20 protein-coding genes are annotated in these 19,273 nt (G+C 68.9%); 13 read left to right on the forward strand and 7 right to left on the reverse strand.

Annotation, left to right across the window (positions count from 1 at the left end; genetic code table 11):
* The first annotated feature begins 46 nt into the window (after positions 1-46).
* Positions 47-556 (forward strand): hypothetical protein, encoded by a 510-nt coding sequence (locus IE660_RS07250; protein ID WP_203567660.1) that lies wholly within the window; start codon positions 47-49, stop codon positions 554-556.
* A 1-nt stretch (position 557) separates the two neighbouring features.
* Here the strand turns inward: IE660_RS07250 and IE660_RS07255 are convergent, their stop codons facing one another.
* The gene (locus tag IE660_RS07255; protein WP_203567661.1) at positions 558-1,328 is read right to left on the reverse strand and encodes a protein phosphatase 2C domain-containing protein; all 771 of its coding nucleotides are present in this window, start codon (positions 1,326-1,328) and stop codon (positions 558-560) included.
* A gap of 22 nt (positions 1,329-1,350) precedes the next feature.
* Positions 1,351-2,742, reverse strand: a complete 1,392-nt coding sequence (locus tag IE660_RS07260) for an MFS transporter (RefSeq protein WP_203567662.1) — start codon at positions 2,740-2,742, stop codon at positions 1,351-1,353.
* A 222-nt stretch (positions 2,743-2,964) separates the two neighbouring features.
* Between IE660_RS07260 and IE660_RS07265 the strand changes: the two genes are divergently transcribed.
* The 6 genes from IE660_RS07265 to IE660_RS07290 all read left to right on the forward strand — a co-directional run bounded on the left by IE660_RS07265 (position 2,965) and on the right by IE660_RS07290 (position 6,176).
* Positions 2,965-3,459, forward strand: a complete 495-nt coding sequence (locus IE660_RS07265; RefSeq protein WP_203567663.1) for a hypothetical protein — start codon at positions 2,965-2,967, stop codon at positions 3,457-3,459.
* The gene (locus IE660_RS07270; RefSeq protein WP_203567664.1) at positions 3,452-3,919 is read left to right on the forward strand and encodes a hypothetical protein; all 468 of its coding nucleotides are present in this window, start codon (positions 3,452-3,454) and stop codon (positions 3,917-3,919) included. The genes IE660_RS07265 and IE660_RS07270 overlap by 8 nt, the downstream gene beginning before the upstream one ends.
* Positions 3,920-3,989: 70 nt before the next feature.
* Complete coding sequence (locus IE660_RS07275; RefSeq protein WP_203567665.1) at positions 3,990-4,511, forward strand: hypothetical protein; 522 nt, start codon at positions 3,990-3,992, stop codon at positions 4,509-4,511.
* A complete protein-coding gene (locus IE660_RS07280; protein ID WP_203567666.1) occupies positions 4,508-5,050 on the forward strand; it encodes a hypothetical protein in 543 nt (180 codons plus the stop codon). The genes IE660_RS07275 and IE660_RS07280 overlap by 4 nt, the downstream gene beginning before the upstream one ends.
* Positions 5,051-5,060: 10 nt before the next feature.
* On the forward strand, positions 5,061-5,477 hold the full coding sequence (locus IE660_RS07285) for a hypothetical protein (protein ID WP_203567667.1): 417 nt from the start codon (positions 5,061-5,063) through the stop codon (positions 5,475-5,477).
* 27 nt (positions 5,478-5,504) lie between these two features.
* Entirely contained in the window at positions 5,505-6,176 is a 672-nt protein-coding gene (locus IE660_RS07290; RefSeq protein ID WP_203567668.1) for a hypothetical protein, read from the forward strand.
* Positions 6,177-6,203: 27 nt separating this feature from the next.
* On the opposite strand, the gene IE660_RS07295 is transcribed toward IE660_RS07290, so the two are convergent.
* On the reverse strand, positions 6,204-6,788 hold the full coding sequence (locus IE660_RS07295) for a TetR/AcrR family transcriptional regulator (RefSeq protein ID WP_203567669.1): 585 nt from the start codon (positions 6,786-6,788) through the stop codon (positions 6,204-6,206).
* Positions 6,789-6,918: 130 nt separating this feature from the next.
* Here IE660_RS07295 and IE660_RS07300 point away from each other — a divergent pair, with 130 nt between their 5' ends.
* The 4 genes from IE660_RS07300 (at position 6,919) to IE660_RS07315 (ending at position 11,436) form a co-directional block, all read left to right on the forward strand.
* Entirely contained in the window at positions 6,919-7,401 is a 483-nt protein-coding gene (locus IE660_RS07300; protein ID WP_203567670.1) for a DUF2871 family protein, read from the forward strand.
* Positions 7,398-7,961 (forward strand): DUF2087 domain-containing protein, encoded by a 564-nt coding sequence (locus IE660_RS07305; protein ID WP_203567671.1) that lies wholly within the window; start codon positions 7,398-7,400, stop codon positions 7,959-7,961. Before IE660_RS07300 ends, IE660_RS07305 begins: the two co-directional genes overlap by 4 nt.
* Complete coding sequence (locus IE660_RS07310) at positions 7,958-10,108, forward strand: beta-galactosidase (protein ID WP_203567672.1); 2,151 nt, start codon at positions 7,958-7,960, stop codon at positions 10,106-10,108. Before IE660_RS07305 ends, IE660_RS07310 begins: the two co-directional genes overlap by 4 nt.
* 77 nt (positions 10,109-10,185) lie before the next feature.
* The gene (locus IE660_RS07315; protein WP_203567673.1) at positions 10,186-11,436 is read left to right on the forward strand and encodes a GNAT family N-acetyltransferase; all 1,251 of its coding nucleotides are present in this window, start codon (positions 10,186-10,188) and stop codon (positions 11,434-11,436) included.
* 22 nt (positions 11,437-11,458) lie between these two features.
* Here the strand turns inward: IE660_RS07315 and IE660_RS07320 are convergent, their stop codons facing one another.
* Positions 11,459-12,367 carry an RIO1 family regulatory kinase/ATPase domain-containing protein gene (locus IE660_RS07320; RefSeq protein WP_203567674.1) on the reverse strand — a complete coding sequence of 303 codons (909 nt, stop codon included), beginning with the start codon at positions 12,365-12,367 and terminating at the stop codon, positions 11,459-11,461.
* Positions 12,368-12,540: 173 nt separating this feature from the next.
* Positions 12,541-13,290, reverse strand: coding sequence for a GntR family transcriptional regulator (locus tag IE660_RS07325; RefSeq protein ID WP_203567675.1), 750 nt, complete (start codon positions 13,288-13,290; stop codon positions 12,541-12,543).
* 348 nt (positions 13,291-13,638) lie between these two features.
* Here IE660_RS07325 and IE660_RS07330 point away from each other — a divergent pair, with 348 nt between their 5' ends.
* Together IE660_RS07330 and IE660_RS07335 are read left to right on the forward strand one after the other, a co-directional pair.
* Complete coding sequence (locus IE660_RS07330) at positions 13,639-16,122, forward strand: sugar-binding protein (RefSeq protein ID WP_203567676.1); 2,484 nt, start codon at positions 13,639-13,641, stop codon at positions 16,120-16,122.
* Complete coding sequence (locus IE660_RS07335; protein ID WP_203567677.1) at positions 16,119-17,396, forward strand: apiosidase-like domain-containing protein; 1,278 nt, start codon at positions 16,119-16,121, stop codon at positions 17,394-17,396. Before IE660_RS07330 ends, IE660_RS07335 begins: the two co-directional genes overlap by 4 nt.
* 60 nt (positions 17,397-17,456) lie before the next feature.
* Here IE660_RS07335 and IE660_RS07340 read toward each other — a convergent pair whose 3' ends face one another.
* Positions 17,457-18,284 (reverse strand): carbohydrate ABC transporter permease, encoded by an 828-nt coding sequence (locus tag IE660_RS07340; RefSeq protein ID WP_203567678.1) that lies wholly within the window; start codon positions 18,282-18,284, stop codon positions 17,457-17,459.
* Positions 18,281-19,273 (reverse strand): carbohydrate ABC transporter permease, encoded by a 993-nt coding sequence (locus IE660_RS07345; RefSeq protein WP_203567679.1) that lies wholly within the window; start codon positions 19,271-19,273, stop codon positions 18,281-18,283. The genes IE660_RS07340 and IE660_RS07345 overlap by 4 nt, the downstream gene beginning before the upstream one ends.

Here is a 19,273-nt window from a genome sequence, read left to right on the forward strand (position 1 = left end):
CGGTGACGCCTATCGTGGGTTCACCAGGGCGCGAGGGAGGGACGACGTGGACGACCTCGAGCCCATCCGTGCCTCCGGCGGCTTCGTCGACGAACCCGAGTCAGACCAACGACGAGCGGGAGCACCGCAGCGTCGTCCGGTCGGTCACCGCCTGGCGTGGACGACCGCAGGCCTGGCGGCCGCGCTGCTGGTCGGGGTGGTCGCCGGGGCGACCGGACGAGCCCCGCGCACCGTCGAGGGTCCGACCGTGACCGTCACCGCCACCTCAGACCCGGTCGAGACCGCCTACGGACAGTCGACCCGCGAGCAGGTCTCGCAGATGGAGACGATCCTGCCGGGCGTCCACCTGGTCGGTCAGGGTGCCCCGATCGGCACCTGGCGTGGGGTGCCTTTTGCCGCCGGCGAGATGTGCCACTGGCAGCGGGTGCAGACCGACCGCTTCGGGCGCACCCTGATCGTCGCCGAGGTGCTCACCAACTCGATCACCCGGGTGCGGATTCAGCCCGAGGATGCCCGCTTCGTCTCCTACGGCTGCCGCTGGGTGCGCGAGGAGTGACTCAGCGGCGCGCCCGCCACAGCACCAGGGACGCGTCGTCGTGCAACTTGCGCACCTCGCGGGCCCGCAGGCCTGCCTCGGACGCGGTCTCGGCGGCGCGCAACTCGTCCAGCAGCCATTCGGGGTCGTCGGCGGCACCGAGTGCCTCGAACGGCGTGGCACCCAGGTGCTCCCACAGCCGTGAGACCCCGTCGCTGACCGCGAGCAGCGCATTCACCTCGGGTGTCGGCAACCACTCGACCAACGCGTGCTCAGCCGCCTCGGGACGGTGCTGCGCGCACCACCAGCCGCCGTCGGCACAGCGACGCGCCTCGATCCAGTCGTCGCGGGTCAGGTCCTCGACCAGCGGGTCGTAGCTGTCGAGCATCACCGCGACGGCATCGTCGGTCACCACCCGGGTGCCGCTGGACTCGGCGACCACGACCGAGGCGTCGCTGAGCACCAGCAGTTCGACCTGCTGGTCGTCGACCCGGAACGCCGCCACCGTCGCCGAGGGCGATCCCTGGTCGAGCCGGCAGGTGTCGCGGTGCTGGTCGGCCACGGTGGTGATCGCCGCGCGCAGGCACTCACGCAGGGCGAGGCTGCGGTCGTCCATCGCCTCGAACAGGGCGTCGGCCAGCGCGTTCGCGAACCAGGCCACCGTGTGCGAGCAGCCCGCCCGGTAACGCTCGGCGACCCCGGCGCCGTCGACCACCACGGCGCGGCACTGGTCGTGACGCACCGCGTCCTCGTTGGGACCATCAGGGCTGCAGGCGCGAGTCGCGGCGATCATGGCACCAGTGTGGCCGCCGCGCTCACTCGGCCTTGGGACCGCTCGCCGCATCGGCGGCATCGGTGTCGGCATCCAGGTCGGACGCGTGCGGGCCGATCGTGCTGCCGTCGGCGGCGGCCTGGGCCTCGTGGCGGGTCAACAGGTCGGGCGGCAGCGTCGTCCGCAGGCCGAGCAGCGGGACGACCGCGAGCAGCCCCAGCGACACCGCCCACCAGGTGGTGGGGACGACGCCCAGCGCGCTCCCGAGCCAGCCCGAGGCCAGCGACGAGATCGGCATGACACCCCAGACCATGAACCGGATCGAGGCGTTCATCCGCCCCAGCAGGCGCTGCGGGCACAGCGCCTGACGGATCGAGACCTGGGTGATGTTGTAGACGATCACGCCGAAGGCCATCAGCGCATCAGCGGCGACCAGCAGCGCCGTCGCCCCGGTGCGGGTGGGCGCGAGCGTGGCCAGCGGGAACCCGAAGGCCCCGGCCGAGGCCACCAGCATCGAGACCGCGATCAGGGTCGAGTCGCGCATCGTCCGACGAAGCGCCGGGGTCAGGGTCGCGCCGAGCAGGCCGCCGATCGCGCCAGCGCCCATGATCACGCCATAGGTGAAGCCGTCGAGGCCGATGATTCGCAGCACCAGGATCGGCGACAGCGTGAAGTACAGCGTCGAGGTCAGGTTCGAGATCAGCGTCGAGGCGGTGATCAGCCGGATCGCCGGGTGCCTGACCACGAAGGCCAGGCCCTCGCCGATCTCGGCCAGCAACGGACGCCGCTCGACCGCTGCGGCCTGCTGCCGGTCGTAGGCCTCGTGGTCGCGGGTCATCATCAGGAAGACCATCGAGGCCAGGTAGCCCAGGGCGTCGGCGATCAGCAGCACCGGGGCCGACATCACCTTGAGCAGCAGCCCGCCGAGTGCCGGCCCGCCCAGCCGGGCCACCTGCGACGTGGCCTCGAGGCGGGAGTTCGCCCCGGGGATGTCGGGCTTGTGCACCAGGAACGGGATGAAGCTCTGGTAGGCGACGTCGAAGAACACGGTCGCGATGCCGGCGATGCCGGCCAGCAGGTAGAGCTGCCACATCTCCAGTACGTCGAGGAACCACAGGACCGGCACTGAGGCGGCCGTCACCACGCGGACCGCGTCGGCGATGATCATCGTCCGGCGCTTGAACCAGCGGTCGATCCAGGCGCCGGCGGGCAGCCCGACCAGCAGGAACGCGGCCGTCATACTGGCGTTGAGGTAGCCGACCTGGGCCTCGGTGGCGTGCAGCAGGGTGACCGCGAGCACTGGCAGGGCGATCGCGCTGAACTGCATGCCGAACTGCGACAGGCCTTGTCCGATCCAGAACTTGGTGAAGTTCGACGACGTCACGTCGAAGCGGTGGCTGGACTCGGGCTCCAGCGCGGTGGTCTGCGCCTGCACCCGCACACTGTTCCACCTGCGCCGGGTGGCCGCCACCTGCGCCCGCCTGATGGTTTCGTGCCACGCGATCCAGATCTTGGCCAACTTCGGGGGCTTTCGGCCGACCGCGTGGCACGAAACCATCACCAGGTGCCGATCAATCTGGTCGCGATACCTTTCGCGGCGCCGGATCCCGTTGCACAGTAGTCACCACACCCGTCCGCCCCAACCCCAGGAGAGGTCGTGGTCACCGAGGTCGACGACGTGGTCGAGATCGCCGTTGGCATGTGGGAGTTCGGCGCCAACGACGAGGCTCCCGTCGCGCCCACACCACCCACGCACTGGCAGCGGCAGCTGAGCCGCGCTGCGCTGGTGGTCACCGCCTTCGTCGTGGCTGTCGCCGCCGGGGTGCTGGGCACCACCCGCACCACCATCCCTGGCCCCACCACCACCGTCACCGCCACCCAGACCGCCCAGGTCGCCACTTCGGCAGACCCACTTCGGGGCGTGGTGCCCGCTGGTGAGTGGCGGGTCGGGTTCGAGGTGCCGCCGGGGGAGTACCTGGTGATGGTCGAAGCCGCGAGCACGATGTGTGAGTGGACCACCAGGACCCGCGTCGCTGGCACCACCTGGTCGAAGGCCCGAACCCAGCGGACCAGCACCTATGCGGTGGTGACGCTCACCGAGTTGGGTGACTGGGTCTCGAGCACCGGCTGCCACTGGAGGCGCCATGGCTGAGCGGACCACTGGCGCCACCCGCCGCCGACGAGGGGTGATCACCCTCGCCTGGCTGGCGGCGGCTGTGTTCGCGCTGGTCAGTGGCTGGTCGGTGGGTGCCAGGGCGCTCGGACCGGTCCAGGTGCCCGGACCCACCGCGACCCACCTGGTGCAGGTGACCGTACCGGTCCTCGCCCCAGTCACGGTCGGGCCGGACTGGTCGGCTGACCCGGCCAGCCCTCATCCCGCGGGCATCCCCGAGGGCCGCCACGAGGTGTCGCGACTGGTGCTGGGCGAGTACCTGGGCATCCCGGCCAACCCCGGGCAACCCTGCCGGTGGCAGCGGTTGGGTCGTCCCGATCGCAACGGCGACCCGACGGTGCACGAGCGTGGTGGTGACTCGGTGCCGACCCGGGCCACGATCCGTGAGGTCGACGCCTGGTTCGAGAGCCACGGGTGCCAGTGGAAGCACCTGGGCTGATCGCGACACGCCCGGGGGGTTGACACCGCTTGGCAGACTGGAAGGCATCACCCGAACTGGGGGGCGAGCCATGGTGGCAGCGATCGTCGGCGCCGACGAACTCGAAGTGCTGCCTGCCCGCACCGACCTGGGCGTCGACGAGGTGCCCCGCTGGAAGTTCACCAGCATCGACCCCCGCACCAAGCGCCGACAGTCGCTCGGCTGGATGGCCACCCTGCTGCTGGTCGCGGTGGCTGCACTGGCCGCCGGGGCTGCGGCACCCCTGGGTCCCACCTTCGTCAAGGTCGAGCCGATGCGGGCCGCCCCACCCGGCGTCGACCCCCGGGCGCTGCCGCTGCTGTTGGCTCGCGACTCGGGCAGTTCGTCCGCCTTGGGCAACGGCACCGTGACCGCTCCCGAACTGGCGGTGGGCACGTTCGGGGTCGTGCCCAGCGTCAAGGGCCAGGCCTGTTACTGGGAACGCCGCGAACCTCGTGATGGTCGGCTGGTCAGGGCGACGTCGGGCTGGGTGACCACCTATGCCGAGATCGTCATCGAGGCCCCCGACCAGGTGCTGCACAGTTCCGGCTGCTGGTGGAGCCTGGTCCGGTGACCGACCAACTCGAGGTCGGGGTCGCCGGCCGGGCCGACTTCGTCGACGAGGACGACGACCGCGTCGGGCCTCATGTCGGTGCTGGCACGGTCCTGTCGGATGACCCCCGTGGACGACGGTCGCGCGGCCCCCGCACCGCGCTGGCCTGGGCCACCGCCGTCCTGGTCTGCCTTGCCGTGGGCACCGTGGCGGGTGCCGCCGCCGACGGAGGGGTGACCGCTCCCCCCAGCACGGTGACCAGCACCGCGACCCGCATCCGCACCGAGACGCCGGTGGCGATCGTCGTCCAGACCTACTGGGGTACGGGTGCACTCGCGCAGGGGCAGCTCCAGGATGATGCGGTGGTGCCGGGCCGGTATGCCGCGGTGCGGCGCGAGGTCAACCGCCCCTGCCGGTGGCAGCGGATGCAGTATGCGCCGATGGCCCACGGGCCGAAGGTGCTCGAGGAGGGTGAGTCGTCCACCACCACGGTCGTCACCATCGCCGAGACCGACGACATCTTCTGGTCGATGGGCTGCCACTGGAGGCGCGTTGGCTGAGCATCGAGACGTGACGTCCACCCCACGCCGCGGTGGATTCCGGTTCTGGTGGGGTGTGCTCGCCTGCCTGGCAGCCACCGCCCTCGGACTCACCCTGGGCAGCCAGGGCGCCCAGGGAGTCCGTGCCCAGGCACCGACCTCGACGAAGATCGAGCGCACCCGCGTCGTGGTGACCGCCCCGACCGCCACCCGCACTTGGGTGCGCGAGGCCGACGGCGACCTGATCGACGGCTGGCTGACCAGCGACCTGTTCACCCCCGGCGTCTACGACGGCGTCGTCGTCGACGCCAAGTGGCCGTGCGGCTGGTACCTGGTCAGCAAGGACGACACCCGCGAGGGCACCTCGTCCCCGACGGCGGTGGTGAGCATCGGTGACGACGTGGTCGCCGTCTCGTCCCGCAACTGCCTGTGGAGGAAGCGACCATGACCATGACGACCAGAGCGGGAGGCTGCCATGGCTGACCTCGAGGTGATCCGCGGCCACGGCGGCTTCGGCGACGACGAGGAGCACGGTGAGGAGTTCGACAGGATCTTGGCCGAGGCGCCACTGGCCAAGGCGCCGGCCGAGCGGGCTTCGGTCGAGCCGGGCGCTGCGGGCGACGGCGATGACCTCGACGACCCGGACGACGACGACCGCGACCCCGCGCCCGTGCCTGCGGTTGGGCCCAGGCCGCGTGGGTACAAGGCGTTCGCCCTGACCGCAGCACTGGCGGGCTCGCTGATCGTCGGGGTGATCGCGGGTGCCGCCGGCACTGCCCCGGTCGCTGAGCCCGCAGCCACGGTCACCGCAACCGCCACCAAGACCCAGTGGCGGCGCTACCGACCCCCCACCCAGACCGTCGTCGTGGTCAACACCGATGGGTCCACCTCGGGCACCGGGGTGATCGAGGTGTCGATTGACCCCGGCCGACCGCGGATGGACGGCTTCTGGGCCGTCGGCAACGGCGTCGCGCCGGGCACCTACGAAGGTCGGCCCGCCGTCACCGGCGGCACCTGCTACTGGATGCGCTACCAAGGCCAGACGATGGTCGAGTTGGTCGAGGCCTCCACACCCACCCGGGTGCGGATCGAGGAGAAGGACACCCAGTTCGCCAGCTTCGGCTGCCTCTGGTACCGCGAGGTCTGAGCCGTTCTGGTGTCGTCGAGAGGGGCGTCAGCTGCGCAGTGTCTCGACCAGAGCGCGAGCTGCTCGTCCGGCGACGTCGACGACCACGTCGGTCGGCACCCCGGCGTCCAACTGACCGAACCCGGCCTCGACCAGGCCTTGGGTCAGGGCGGCCGCCACCGGCGCGGTCTGGGCGTCGGCGAGGTCGTCCCAGGCCTCGAACAGGGTGGTGTGCAGCAGGTGGTGGGTGTCGTCGAGCAGGTCGAGTGAGGACGACCCGGCGGCCAGTGCCCCGCCCAGCCCGATCAGCCAGCCGTGCCCGGTGGCGCCGGCCTCACGCAGGTTGGCCGTCACCCACGTGAGCACCCGCTCGTCGGGGCTTGTGGCCTGCTCGAGGGCGGACGAGACCGCCTCGACCCACCCCGGCAGGTGCCGCTCGAGGACGAGCCCAGCCAGGTCGTCCACGCTGTTGACGTAGCGATAGATGCTGTTGCGGGCGATCCCGGCAGCGCTGCTCACCGTGCCCGCCGTGAGCGGCTCACCCCGGCGCAGCAGCGCCTCGGCGGCGTCGACCAGCGCGGTCAGCACGTGCGTACGGTGTTCGGCGACAGTTGGAGCGGAGATCTTCGGCACCGGGGGCTCCTCTCTGCAGTGCGCGGTCGACGGCGGGTGAGTTTGACGACAGGGTGTCGCCAACCCTAGCGTGGACCGTGTTGGCGACACCCTGTCGCATCATCATCCGAGACCCGTTGAGGAGTCAACAATGAGCACGCTCGCACCCACCACGCGGGCCACCCGCACCCTGGCCACCTGGTCGGCTGTCTTCGCCGGCCTGGGTCTGGCCTCGGGGCTCTACTACCGCGAGTTCAGCAAGCACTACAACTGGGACGCCCGCTCGCAGCTCAACGTCGCCCACACCCACTGGCTGATGCTGGGCGCAGTGCTGGGCCTGGTCTTCACCCTGGTCGAGGACCGCTTCCGGATCAGCGAGCGCGGCAAGCAGTTCACCGCCTTCCTGATCACGTGGATCGCCGGTGTGGTCATCACCTCGGGCATGTTGGTCTTCAAGGGCTCCGCGCAGATCATGGAGAAGTCGTGGGCCGACAGCCCGGCGCTGGCCGGCATCTCGGGCCTGGGCCACATGACCCTGACCGCGATGTTCATCCTGTTCTTCCTGGGCCTGCTCGCACAGATCAAGAAGGCGCAGGCCACACCGGCGGCGCAGGAGCCTACAGTGAGCGTGTGACCGACCTGCTCACCCACCATCGGGCGGCCCAACTCGTTCAGGTGCTTGCCAATCCCACCCTGACCCGGCTTCTCGGCGCCATGCCGACGAGGCCGGGTCAGTCCGTTCAGGTCACCGACCTGCTGGCCAAGGCGGGGCTCGACAGCCGCACCGGCGCCCCAGCACTGGCCCGAGCCCTCGAACTCGACCTGCTCGAGACCACCGACGACGGCCTGGTGCTGAACCGCACCGGTATCGAGCAGGCCGCCAACGACCTGGTCGCCAGCTCACCACTGGTCGCGCTCGTCGAGAGGCATCCCGACCTTGCCGCGTTCGTCCGTCTGGGACGATTCGCCGGCTGGCCATCCGACCACGACCGCGAGGACCGGGTCTTCGCCGCGATCGCCGAACTGTTCATCCCCGGGGAGCAGTGGGACGAGACCGAACTCACCGCCGTGATCGCCCAGTGGCACGACGACCCCGCACTGGTCAGGCGGGGTCTGGCTGACCGCGGCCTGCTGGTCCGTGACCCCGGTTCGCAGGTCTCCACCGTCCCCCAGGCAGCAGGAGCAGACAGATGAGCACCCAGAGTTCCGCCTCCCAGAACTCCCAGAACCCCGCGCTGGGTTCGGGCATCAGGTTCGGCGCGGCCTACTACCCCGAGTACCGGCCCGAGTACGGCGACCTCGACGCCAGCACCCTCGAGCGCGACCTCGACCTGATGGTCGAGACCAACTTCTCGGTGATCAGGGTCGGTGAGTCGGTGTGGACGACCTGGGAACCGCGCGACGGCGAATTCAACCTCGACTGGCTGCAGCCCACGCTCGATGGCGCCCACGAGCGCGGCATCCAGGTCATCCTGGGCACCCCGACCTATGCCATCCCGCCGTGGCTGTGGACCAAGCACCCCGAGGTGGCCGGTGAACCGAGGACCGGTCAGCCGATGGGCTGGGGTATGCGCCAGGAGGTCGACTTCACCCACCCCGCCTTCCTCGAGCACGCCGAGCGGGTGATCCGCAGGATCGTGGAGCGCTACGCCGACCACCCTGCGGTGATCGGCTACCAGGTCGACAACGAACCCGGTGCGATGCTGTTCCACAACGAGGGCACCTTCGCCGGATTCCTCGAGTGGCTCGAGCAGACCTACGGCGACGTCGAGACCCTCAACCGCGAATGGGGCCTGGTCTACTGGTCGCACCGCATCAACGAGTGGCGCGAACTGTGGCGCCCCGACAACAACTTCCAGCCGCAGTACGGGCTGGCCTGGCGGCGTTACCAGAACCTGTGCACCACCAAGTTCATCGGCTGGCAGGCCGACATCGTGCGCGAGTACGCCCGCGACGACCAGTTCGTCACCACCTGCATCTCGCTCGACCGCCCGGCGATGCACGAGCAGCAGTTGGCCGAGCGGCTCGACGTCAGCGCGATGAACCCCTACTTCGGGGTGCAGGACCACCTCGACCTCACCCAGGACCTGAGCCGGCTCGACTCGTGGGTGCGCACCGGGGTCACCGGCCTGCTCGAGTTGGCCGACCGTGGCTACGGCATCCGCCAGGAGCGCTTCCTGGTCACCGAGACCAATGCCGCCTCGATCGGCTGGTGGTGGGTGCACCAGCCGCCCTACCCGGGCCAGTTGGTGCAGTCGGGGCTCGCCCTGGTCGCCCGCGGAGCTGCGATGGTCGAGTACTGGCACTGGCACACCCTGCACTTCGGCACCGAGACCTACTGGGGTGGCGTGCTGCCGCACAGCCAGCAGCCCGGACGCGTGCAGGCCGAGATCGCCGAACTCGGCTCGATCCTGGCCGGGCTCGGTGACCGGCTCGACGGCTACGTGCCTGATGCCGACGTCGCGATCCTGTGGTCGACCGACACCAAGCAGTCGTTCGAGGACTTCGGGCCGCTGTGCAATGCCGACGGCTCGCCACGACGCACCGGCTACACCGACATCGTCAACGCCCACCACGCCGCGGTCGTCCACGCCGGTGGTCAGGCGCGCATCCTGCACGCCGAGCAACTCGACCAGATGAGCGTCGAGGAGTTGGTGGCCCAGTTCCCGGTGCTGGTCGCCGCCGCGTTCTACGTGGCGCGCACCGACCAGTTGCAGAAGCTGCGCGACTACGCGGCCGCCGGCGGGCACCTGGTGATCGGTCCGCGCACCGGCTACGGGGACGACGAGACTCGCGCCCGGCTGGGCGTCGCTCCCGACGTGCTGGCCGAGGCCGCCGGCCTGCACTACGAGGAGTTCACCAGCCTGATGGAGCCACTGCCGGTCGTCAGCGGCGCCGTCGAGGTGCCCGAGGACGCCGAGGCGACCTGGTGGGCCGACCTGGTGGTCGTCGATGACGCCGAGGTGCTGGCCAGCTACCTGCACCACCACTTCGGCCAGTACCCGGCCGCCACCTCGCGCGCCTTCGAGCAGGGTCGAGTGAGCTACATCGGCACCGTGCCCAACCGAGGTCTGGGACGATCGCTGATGCGCCACCTGATGGACGAGCCGATCGCCTCCGGGTGGTGCGAGGACGCCGCGGTCACCGTGATGTCGGGCACCACGTCGCGCGGTCGGGTGTACTTCGTCCACAACTGGAGCCCCAGGGTGGCCAGTGTCAGCGTGCCGGTGGCGGTCACCGACCTGGTCGGTGGTGAGGAGCTCGGGTCGGGGTCGGTGCTCGACCTGCCGGCCTGGTCGGTGCGGGTCTTCGCCGAGCGTGCCGTGGGCTCGGGCACCTGACCTGCTGAGTGCCCGTGCTCAAACCCGGCTTGCGGGCCGGGGTGACGACCCGTTCCACTGCGAGGGTCGAGGGCATCATGAGCGATGTCACGATCCGACCCATCCAGGAACCGGAGTTCTCGGCCTGGGCACGCACGATCGCCGACGCCCAGGGCCGCGACCACGTGCCGGGTGCGGTCGATCGCGCCCGCCGGATGCTCTCCCTCGACCGCAGTCTGGGTGCCTTCGACCGCGGAGTACCGGTCGGTGGGGCCGCGCTGAGCCCGCGCGAGATGACCCTGCCCGGTGGGGTGCGCGAGGACGTCGCTGCGGTGCAGTGGACCGGGGTCGCGCCCACCCACCGCCGCCGTGGGATCTTCACCGCGCTGATGCGCCAGCAACTGTCGGACCTCTACGAGTACCGCCGCGAACCGATCACCGTGCTGACCACGCGTCACGGCGCCAACCCGGCGCGGTTCGGCTACGGGGTGGCCAGTCAGGTGCTGGTGATGCACGGCGACATCCGCGAGGTGACCTTCCGTGCCGACGTGAAGCTCAACGGCGGACGGGTCGTCCTGCTCGAGGAGGAACACGCCCGTCCGCTGCTCGAGAGCATCCATCAGCGCGCGCGCAGCATGAATGTCGGCTGGGTCGAGCGTGAGGCCAAGCACTGGGACGCGCTGCTGGACGACGTGCGCACCGGCAGTGGCGCCTTCACCGCGGGACGGATCGTCGTCCACCTCGACAGCGAGGACAACCCGCTGGGCTACGCGATCTTCCGCTACGAGGTGCGTCACGACGACGTCAGCCGCGACGTCACCCGACTGCACGTGGTCGAGGTGGTCGCGGTGCGCCGCCAGGCCCACACCACGCTGTGGCGCTTCCTGCTCGACCTCGACGGTGCCCGCCAGTTGCGCGCCGAAGGAGCCCTGGACGAGCCGCTGCAACTGATGCTCGCCGATCCCTCGGCGCTGACCTGGTCGGTGGCCGACCGGCTGTCGGTGCGGCTGGTCGACGTCGCCCGCGCGCTGGCAGTGCGTCGCTACTCGTCCCCGGTCGACGTGGTGATCGAGGTGCGTGACCCGTTCTGCGAGTGGAACGAGGGACGCTTCCGGCTGCAGGGCGACCAGCACGGCGCCGACTGTGCCCGCGCCACTGCGCCTGCCGACCTGGTCTGCTCGGTCGCCGACCTGGCTGCGGCCTACCTGGGCGGCACCTCGCTGATGTCACTAGCGCTGGCCGGACGAGTCGAGGCCCGCAGCACTGGGGCGCTGCAGAACTGTTCGGTCGCGTTCAAGGGGTTCCGCGAGCCGAGTTGTCCTGCTTCACAGCACTGGCCGATGTACTGAGTGGCCGAGTCGGTCCCGAGCCTCAGTACAGGTGGCTGCAGGCCTCGGCGAACAACTCGTCTGGGTCGCAGGCGTGGCCCTTGGCGGCGAACCAGCGGCAGACCACGCTGATGTCGCGCTGCAGCAGGGTCATACCCTCGGAGTTGGCGATCACGTCGACCACCTGTGGCCAGTCGATCACCACCAGTTCGCTGCGACCGTGGGCGGTGGGCCTCACCAGGATGTTGTAGGGCGACAGGTCGGCGTGGGCCAGACCCAGGCGGGCCAACTGCACCACGACGGTGTGGAACTGTTCGAACCATTCCGACAGCTCGTCCGCGGTCGGATCGGTCTGCACCAGACGCGGTGCGGCGGCACCGTCACCGGCGTCGATGAACTCCATCAGGATCTCGTGGTGGTCGCGGCTGACCGGGTAGGGCACGGTCACCCCGGCATTCCACAACCTGACCAGGGTCGTCCACTCGGTGTCGGCCCACTGGCCGGCGGCCACGGCTCGTCCGTGCCGGGTGCGGTTGGCGATCGCACGACGATCGCGGCTCTTCGGAGCGGTCCTGGCCTGGGTGTAGCCGGAGGTGTTGTGGAACAGGGTGTGCTCGGCCCCGCGGTAGCGCTTGGCGACCAGCATGCATGAGGTCTCGGGCCCGGTGCGCACGAGCAGGTGGGCGTCGGCCTCCTTGCCGGTCTTCAGCACACCGAGTTCGGTGTCGTGGGCATCACCGCTGGTCACCACCCAGTCGGGGTGGGGTTCGGGGCCGCGTTGCAGGCCCGGGTGGTCCCAGGTCGTCCAGCGGTCGCCCCCGGGAGGCGGGGGAGTGGTGACGTCCCAGTCGGTATGGACGGCCGCGGTACGGACGTGGGTGGTGAAGGCGTCGGAGTCCGGTGACCAGTCGTGGTCGGGGTTGTCGGACCAGATGTCAAAGCGACGAGGCAAGAGTGCTCCAGGAGGTCGAGGGGCATGCAGGGATGCACAGGTTCATGGTTCGACCTCCTTTCAGCGAGCGGTACAGCTGGCAGCCTAGTGCGAGGCTGCGTCGCGATGCGAGCGAATTGAGCTGTGGCGAATTGAGCTGTGGCGAGTTGTACTGCGGCGAGTTGTGCTGCGGCTCACCACTGCTGTCCGTACGAGCCGCCGACCAGCAGGAAGCGCTTCCCGTTGGTCAGGTGCTCGACGACCCGACGGGTGGCCAACTCACTGTCACCGGCGACGACGGCCTCGAGGATCGCTCGATGCTCCTGCAGCGAGATCGTCGGCACGTTCGGGTCGCGGTTGCCGATCGTGCGGGCCACCCGGTGCAGCCGGTCTCGCTGGTAGCGCATCACGCGCACGATCTCGTTGTTGCCGGCGCAGGCGGCCAGCGCCACGTGGAAGTCGGCGTCGCTGTGGGTGAACCCGGCCAGGTCGAGCTCCTCGACCATCTCGGCCTGTTCGTCGAGGATCTGCTGCAGCCTGGCCTGGTCGTCCTCGGGAAGTTGGCCGGCGAGCTGGTTCACCACGAAGGTCTCCAGGGCGATCCGGATGTCGTAGTGGTCGGCGACCTCACGTGGTGACAGGTCGGTGACCACCACCCCGCGCTGGGCGGCGATGGTGACCAGGCCCTGTTCCTCGAGTCGCTCGAAGGCCGCGCGGATCGGGGTCTTGCTCATGCCGAGGGCGCGGGTCAGCTCGCGCTCGGTCAGGAATCGTCCCGGTGGATAGTGCCCTTCGAGGATCTGGTGCTTGATGTAGTCGTGGGCCTGGTCCTTGAGCAGGGCTCGGCCCGACGCAGGGGCCGCCTCGCGATGGGGCTCACTGTGAACTCCCGGACCAGTGGCCGACACAAGATCGGGGAGCACTGCGGGGTCAGGGACTCCCACGGCCTGCGAGTCTCTCATGGTGGTGCTGACAACCTCTCGTGGATCATCCGGACGGCGGTCGAGGGGGTCGGACGTCGTGCGGATCATTGCTGCGCTCCCATCCTCACATCGGCAGCTGTACGGGGTCCAGTGGTCAGGACAGGATTGAGACACAGCTGAGATCTAGACCCGAGCACTCTGAGATCTCAGTTGTACCTCAACCCGGTGCAACTGGACTTCAGCTTGTTACAGTGCCGCTGGAAGTAACCCCCTACCCATTCCCCACAGCAAGGACGCATCGTGGACAGGACGCGGTTGTTTCGCCGTTTGACGGCACTGACAGGATCCCTTTCACTCTCGGTCACCCTCATGGTCGGGCTGGTTCCCAACTCAGCCCAGGCCGACGACGTCGTCGTCGACCGCTACGGGCAGGTCGCCTCGGTGACCTGGCCCAACAAGGTGACCAGCGACCAGCAGCTGCGCGGCGACGTCGCCGCCGACGCTGCCTACTACGGCAAGATCAAGCCGCCGAAGACCGACGCCTACGGCGGCAACCCCGGCTCGGGCAAGAAGCTCGGGCTGACCGCCACCGGATGGTTCCACGTCGAGAACCACGACGGACGCAGCGTGCTCGTCGACCCGGCCGGCAACGAGTTCTTCTCACTCGGCATGAACGTGTTCTGCTCGGTCGGCGACACCTACACCAAGGTGGCCGGACGGGAGTCGATCTACGAGTGGCTGCCTGACGGCAGCGATCCGAAGTTCGATGCCGGCTGGCGCACCAGCGACAAGGAGGACTACTCCTTCTACATCGCCAACCAGGTGCGCAAGTACGGCTCGTGGGACGAGTCGGCCTACTGCGACCGTGAGGTGCAGCGCGCCAAGAAGCTCGGCTTCAACTCCGTCGGCGGCTGGTCGAACCTCGACCTCGTGCGCCAGCACGACATGCCCTATGTCGCCCACATCGACTCCATGCCGTTCTACGAGATCGGGTGGAGCGGGCTGTACGACATCTACCGCCCCGGGCTGCAGGCCGAGATCGACGCCGCCGTCGCCGGCCAGGTCTCTGAGTTCAAGGACGACAAGAACCTGATCGGCTACATGTTCTTCAACGAGATCATGTGGTCGCGCCTGCGCACCGCGGTCAGTGAGCAGCCCGCCAGCGAGGTGGCCTCGAAGGGTGCCCTGGTCGACCTGCTCGAGAAGCGCCACAACGGCGACATCACCTCGTTCAACAAGGCCTGGGACATGGACGTCGCCTCGTTCGAGGCACTGCGTGAACTGTCGTTCACCCCCAAGACCGACGCGGCCGTGGTCGACATGAACGCCTTCACCGCCGAGTACCTCGACCTGTTCTACAAGACCTTCAGCAGCGCGATTCGCAAGGCTGACCCTAACCACATGGTGATCGGCGACCGCTGGTACACCAAGGTGATGGTCGACGACACCCTGCGCGCCCAGTTGGCGACCGCGGCCGGCAAGCACCTGGACGCGCTCACCTACAACTACTACGCCTGGGACCTCGACCTGGAGATGCTGGGCGAGATCTACCGGCTGTCGGGCAACAAGCCGATGTTCCTCAGCGAGTTCCATTACGGCGAACCGAGCCACGGGCTGACCTTCGCCATCAAGATGGCCGCCGACGAGCTGCAGAAGGGCCTGCTCTACCGCAACTACGTCGAGAAGGCTGCCGCCAGCGGCATGGTCGTGGGCACCCACTGGTTCGAGGCCCATGACCAGGCAGCCACCGGCCGCTGGTTCCAGGGCTTTGACGGCGAGGCCGGTGGCATCGGCCTGACCGACGTCACCGATCGTCCGTACAAGGTGTTCCAGGCCGAGGTGATCAAGGCCAACCACGCCATCTACCGACTGACCAACGGCAAGCAGAAGCCCTACCAGTACGCCTTCGGTCCCGACCAGATCGAGCGCGACTCGAACAACATCACCCAGGTGCCGGTGGCCACCACCGCACCGGTGATCGACGGCACCCTCGATGCCAACTGGCCTGACGGTCCGACGCTGAGCCTGGGTGCCAACAACCTCACCGACGGTGTGGCGCTGGAGGGGGTGTCGGCAGACTTCCGGCTCGCCTGGGACCAGACCAACCTCTACGTGCACGCCACCGTCACCGATCCCACCCCGATGCTGAACCGCTACCACGGCTTCGACATCTGGAACGGTGACGCGGTCGAGATCTTCGTCGGCCCCGACAACGTCGACCAGGGCGGCGGCATCCAGGTCAATGACTCGCAGATCATCATCAGCGGTCAGCCCCAGGATGCCAACGGCACGGCCGAGTACTACTGGTACAACAGCCGCACCGACCAACCGGCGATCACCGCGGTGGTCAAGCCTGCCCCGGGCGGCTGGACGATGGAGGCGGCGATCCCGCTGAGCGCGCTCAACATCGACGGGGTCAACCCGCCGCAGCAGTTGCGCTTCGACATCGGCTTCGACGACGGCAACGGCGCCCAGCGCCAGCGCCAGTTCCTGTGGAACGGCGTCGAGAGCAACGCCGCCAACCGTGAGAAGTGGGGACGAGCCTGGCTGGTCGAGACCGTCGCGGCCGAGCCGCCCGGTCAGCCCGGACCGTCGAACCCCACCGCCACGGTGAGCGCCAAGGTCGCCGCGCCGGGTGAGTACCTGACCGTGTCGGCCACGGGGCTCAACCCGGGTGAGAAGCTCGCGGTCACCTTCGACGGGCTGCGGATCGGCACCCTGGTCGGTGCCGCCGACGGCTCGGCGAGCGACATCGTCCGCGTTCCGAGCAATGTCCGACCCGGCCAGCACACCGTCCAGGTGCTCAAGGGAACCGACGTGGTGCTCTCGACGAAGGTGAGGGTGACGAAGTGAGCCAGGCCGTTCGGCCGTCACGCTGGAGCGTGGCGGCCGGCGGCGACCACCTGCTGCGTGACGGCCAGGACGACTTCGTCCTGGCCGACACGCTGTGGATGTCGCTGCACCGCACCACACCCGACCAGATGCGCGCCCTGGCGGCCCAGCGGGCCGCGCAGGGCTTCACCTGCCTGATGCTCAGCGTGCTGCCGCTGGAACACGACCGGTCCGGCGACGACACCACCGCCATCGTCGGCGAGGTGGGTCAGCGTCGACTCGACCCGGCGTGGGTCGAGCAGGCCGAGCACCTGTTGCAGATCGTCGTCGACGCCGGGCTCACCCCGATGATCATGATCCAGTGGGTGACCTGGGTGCCCGACACCTGGGCCAGTCGCCAGTCCGAGGTCGTCCCCTTCACCGACGAGGAGTCGCTCGCCCTGGTCGACACCGTGGCGGGCTGGGGCGAGCGCTTCGGCGTGCTCTGGTCGCTGTCGGGTGACGACACCTTCACCAGCCCCGCCAGCATCGAGCGCTACCAGTTGCTCTCGGAACGGCTCCGGCAACACCGCCCCGACGACCTGGTCACGCTGCACACCGGCGGCTGGGTCAACCTGCCGGCGCCCCTGGTCGACCTGGTCGACTTCTTCGGCTTCCAGTCCGGCCACGACGACGCCAACTGGGACGAGAACCCCACCGCCTGGAACCGCTACCTCGCGGTGGTCGGCCCGGGCAGGCCACGGATGAACCTCGAGCCGCCCTACGAGGGGCACGGCTACGGCGGTGGACGAGGTCGCTACACCCCGGTGATGGTGCGCACCGCCTCGTGGCGCTCGATCCTGTCCGGCGCCGGGGCCGGGCTGGCATACGGCGCCCATGGGCTGTGGTCGTGGCACCACGCCGGCGAACCGTTCAGCAGCGAGGGCTGGTCGGGCATCCCCTTCGACGCCCAGGTCGCGACCACCTTCCCCGGGGCTGATGACGTCGCCCACCTGCGCCGACTGGTGATCGATCACCAGATGTGGCAGTTGCTCGATCGTTCCGACCTGGTGGCGCGTGACCGCTCCGGCATCCGGGTCGGGGCGACCGCCGACCTGTCGCTGGTGATCGTCCACGCCCCCGAGCCGTTCCGGTTCGAGATCCAACTCGATGCCGCCGACTACGACCTGGCCAGTCACGACCTGGCCTCGCGCCAGCCGTGCACGGTGGCACGCGACGTCACCGACGAGGGACGCCTGCTGGTCGCCCAGCCGGATCGTCCGGTCGACGTGGTGCACGTGCTCACCCGCCGCTGAGGTCCCCACACGACGAGGCGCCCGCCCCCAGCAGGGGACGGGCGCCTCGACGTTGCTGTGCTACTTGACGCCGCTGGTGGCGAAACCTTGGACGAAGTAGCGCTGCAGGGCGATGAACAGGACGATCACTGGTGCAGCGAACATGAACGCTCCGGCCGCGATCAGCGGCGGGATCGGTCGTCCCATCGGGTCGATGTACTGGGTCGCGGGGGCCACCGCCAAGGTGGTGGTCTCGCGGCTCAGCAGCAGCAACGGGGTGAAGAAGTCGCCCCAGGCCCAGACGAATCCGAGCAGGAACACCGCGGCCATGATCGGCTTCGACAGCGGAAGGTAGATCCGCCACCAGATCTGGAAGTAGTTGCAGCCGTCGACGATGGCTGCCTCCTCCAGCTCCTCAGGCAGGGTCAGGTAGTTCTGGCGGAACAGGAAGATGTTGAACGCCGAACCAGCCAGGCCCCACAGCACCCAGGGCACGTAGGTGTCGGTCAGGCCGATCTTGGAGAACATGATGTACAGCGGGATCGTGGTCACGATCGCCGGCAACATCATCGTCCCCAGCAGGATGCCGAACAGCACCTTCTTGCCCGGGCCACGCAACTTGGCGAAGCCGAAGGCGATGTAGGAACTGGACAACGTGCCCAGCACCGCCGAGATCAGGGCGATGATCGTGGAGTTGCGGGCATACCCCAGGAAGTCGATCGCGGTCAGCGCTTCGGTGAAGTTCTGCCACTGCGGCACCGAGGGCCACCAGACCGTGGGGAATGCCGCCGACTCCTCGCGGGTCTTGATCGCGATCCCGAACAGCCACACGATCGGGAACAGGAAGGCCAGGCAGACCAACCAGAGCAGGATGCGGTTGACCCACAGGGAGGTCTTGGAGCGTCTCATTGCCGGTCTCCCGTCGCGTAGTAGACGAAGCGGCGGCTCGACAGGAACACCGCAGCGGTGAACAGCACGATGACGATGAACAACAGCCACAGCATTGCTGAGGCGTAGCCCATGTCAGCCTGCGCGAAGTAGGTCTGGTAGACGTACAACATGTAGACCCGCATGCCGCTGGGCACACCGGTCACCGAGGCCGCGCTCATCTGGTCGTTGCCGATGATCAACACCGGGACGAACATCTGGATCGCCCCGATCACGCCGGTGATCACCTGGAACAGCACCAGCGGCGAGATCATCGGCAGGGTGATCCGGAAGAAGCGCTGGATCGCACCGGCGCCGTCGATGGCGGCAGCCTCGTGCAGTTCCAGGGGCACACCCTGCAGCGCGGCCAGCGAGATCACCATCGATCCGCCGATGCCCCACATCATGTAGGCGAACAGCACCCAGAAGGCGTCGTTGCCGGTCAACCACGGCACGACGTCCATGCCGAGTGCCGACAGGATGCCGTTGACCGGGCCCACGTCCTGGTCGAAGACCATCCGGAAGGCCATCGCGCCGGCGGTCACCGGCAGCACGGCCGGAAGGTAGAGGATCGCGCGGTAGGTCGAGCGCTCCCGCAGGGGAGCATTCACCAGCAGCGCCATCATCAGGCCGAACGAGATGGTCAGTGGCACCACGACGAACATCAGTAGCAGCGTGATGACCATCGCCTGTCGCAGGTCGACGTCCTCCAACGCGCGGGCGTAGTTGTCGAAGCCGACGTAGGAGGTCGAGGGCGAGATGCCGTCATAGTTGGTGAACGACATCCAGAGCGCGAAGCCCATGGGGAAGGCCGTGAGCAGGATGAGACCCAACACCCACGGCCCCACGAAGGCGTAGAAGGTGGACGCCTGGTAGCGCTTCCAGCCACGAGGCGGGCCCGCGGCCCCCTGGGAAGGGGGGCCGGGGTCCGCCACGGTGGTGTCAGCGCGCGTCGTCGATGCGCTGCTCAT

The sequence above is a fragment of the Aestuariimicrobium ganziense genome (assembly GCF_015352975.1).
Lineage (GTDB): Bacteria > Actinomycetota > Actinomycetes > Propionibacteriales > Propionibacteriaceae > Aestuariimicrobium > Aestuariimicrobium ganziense.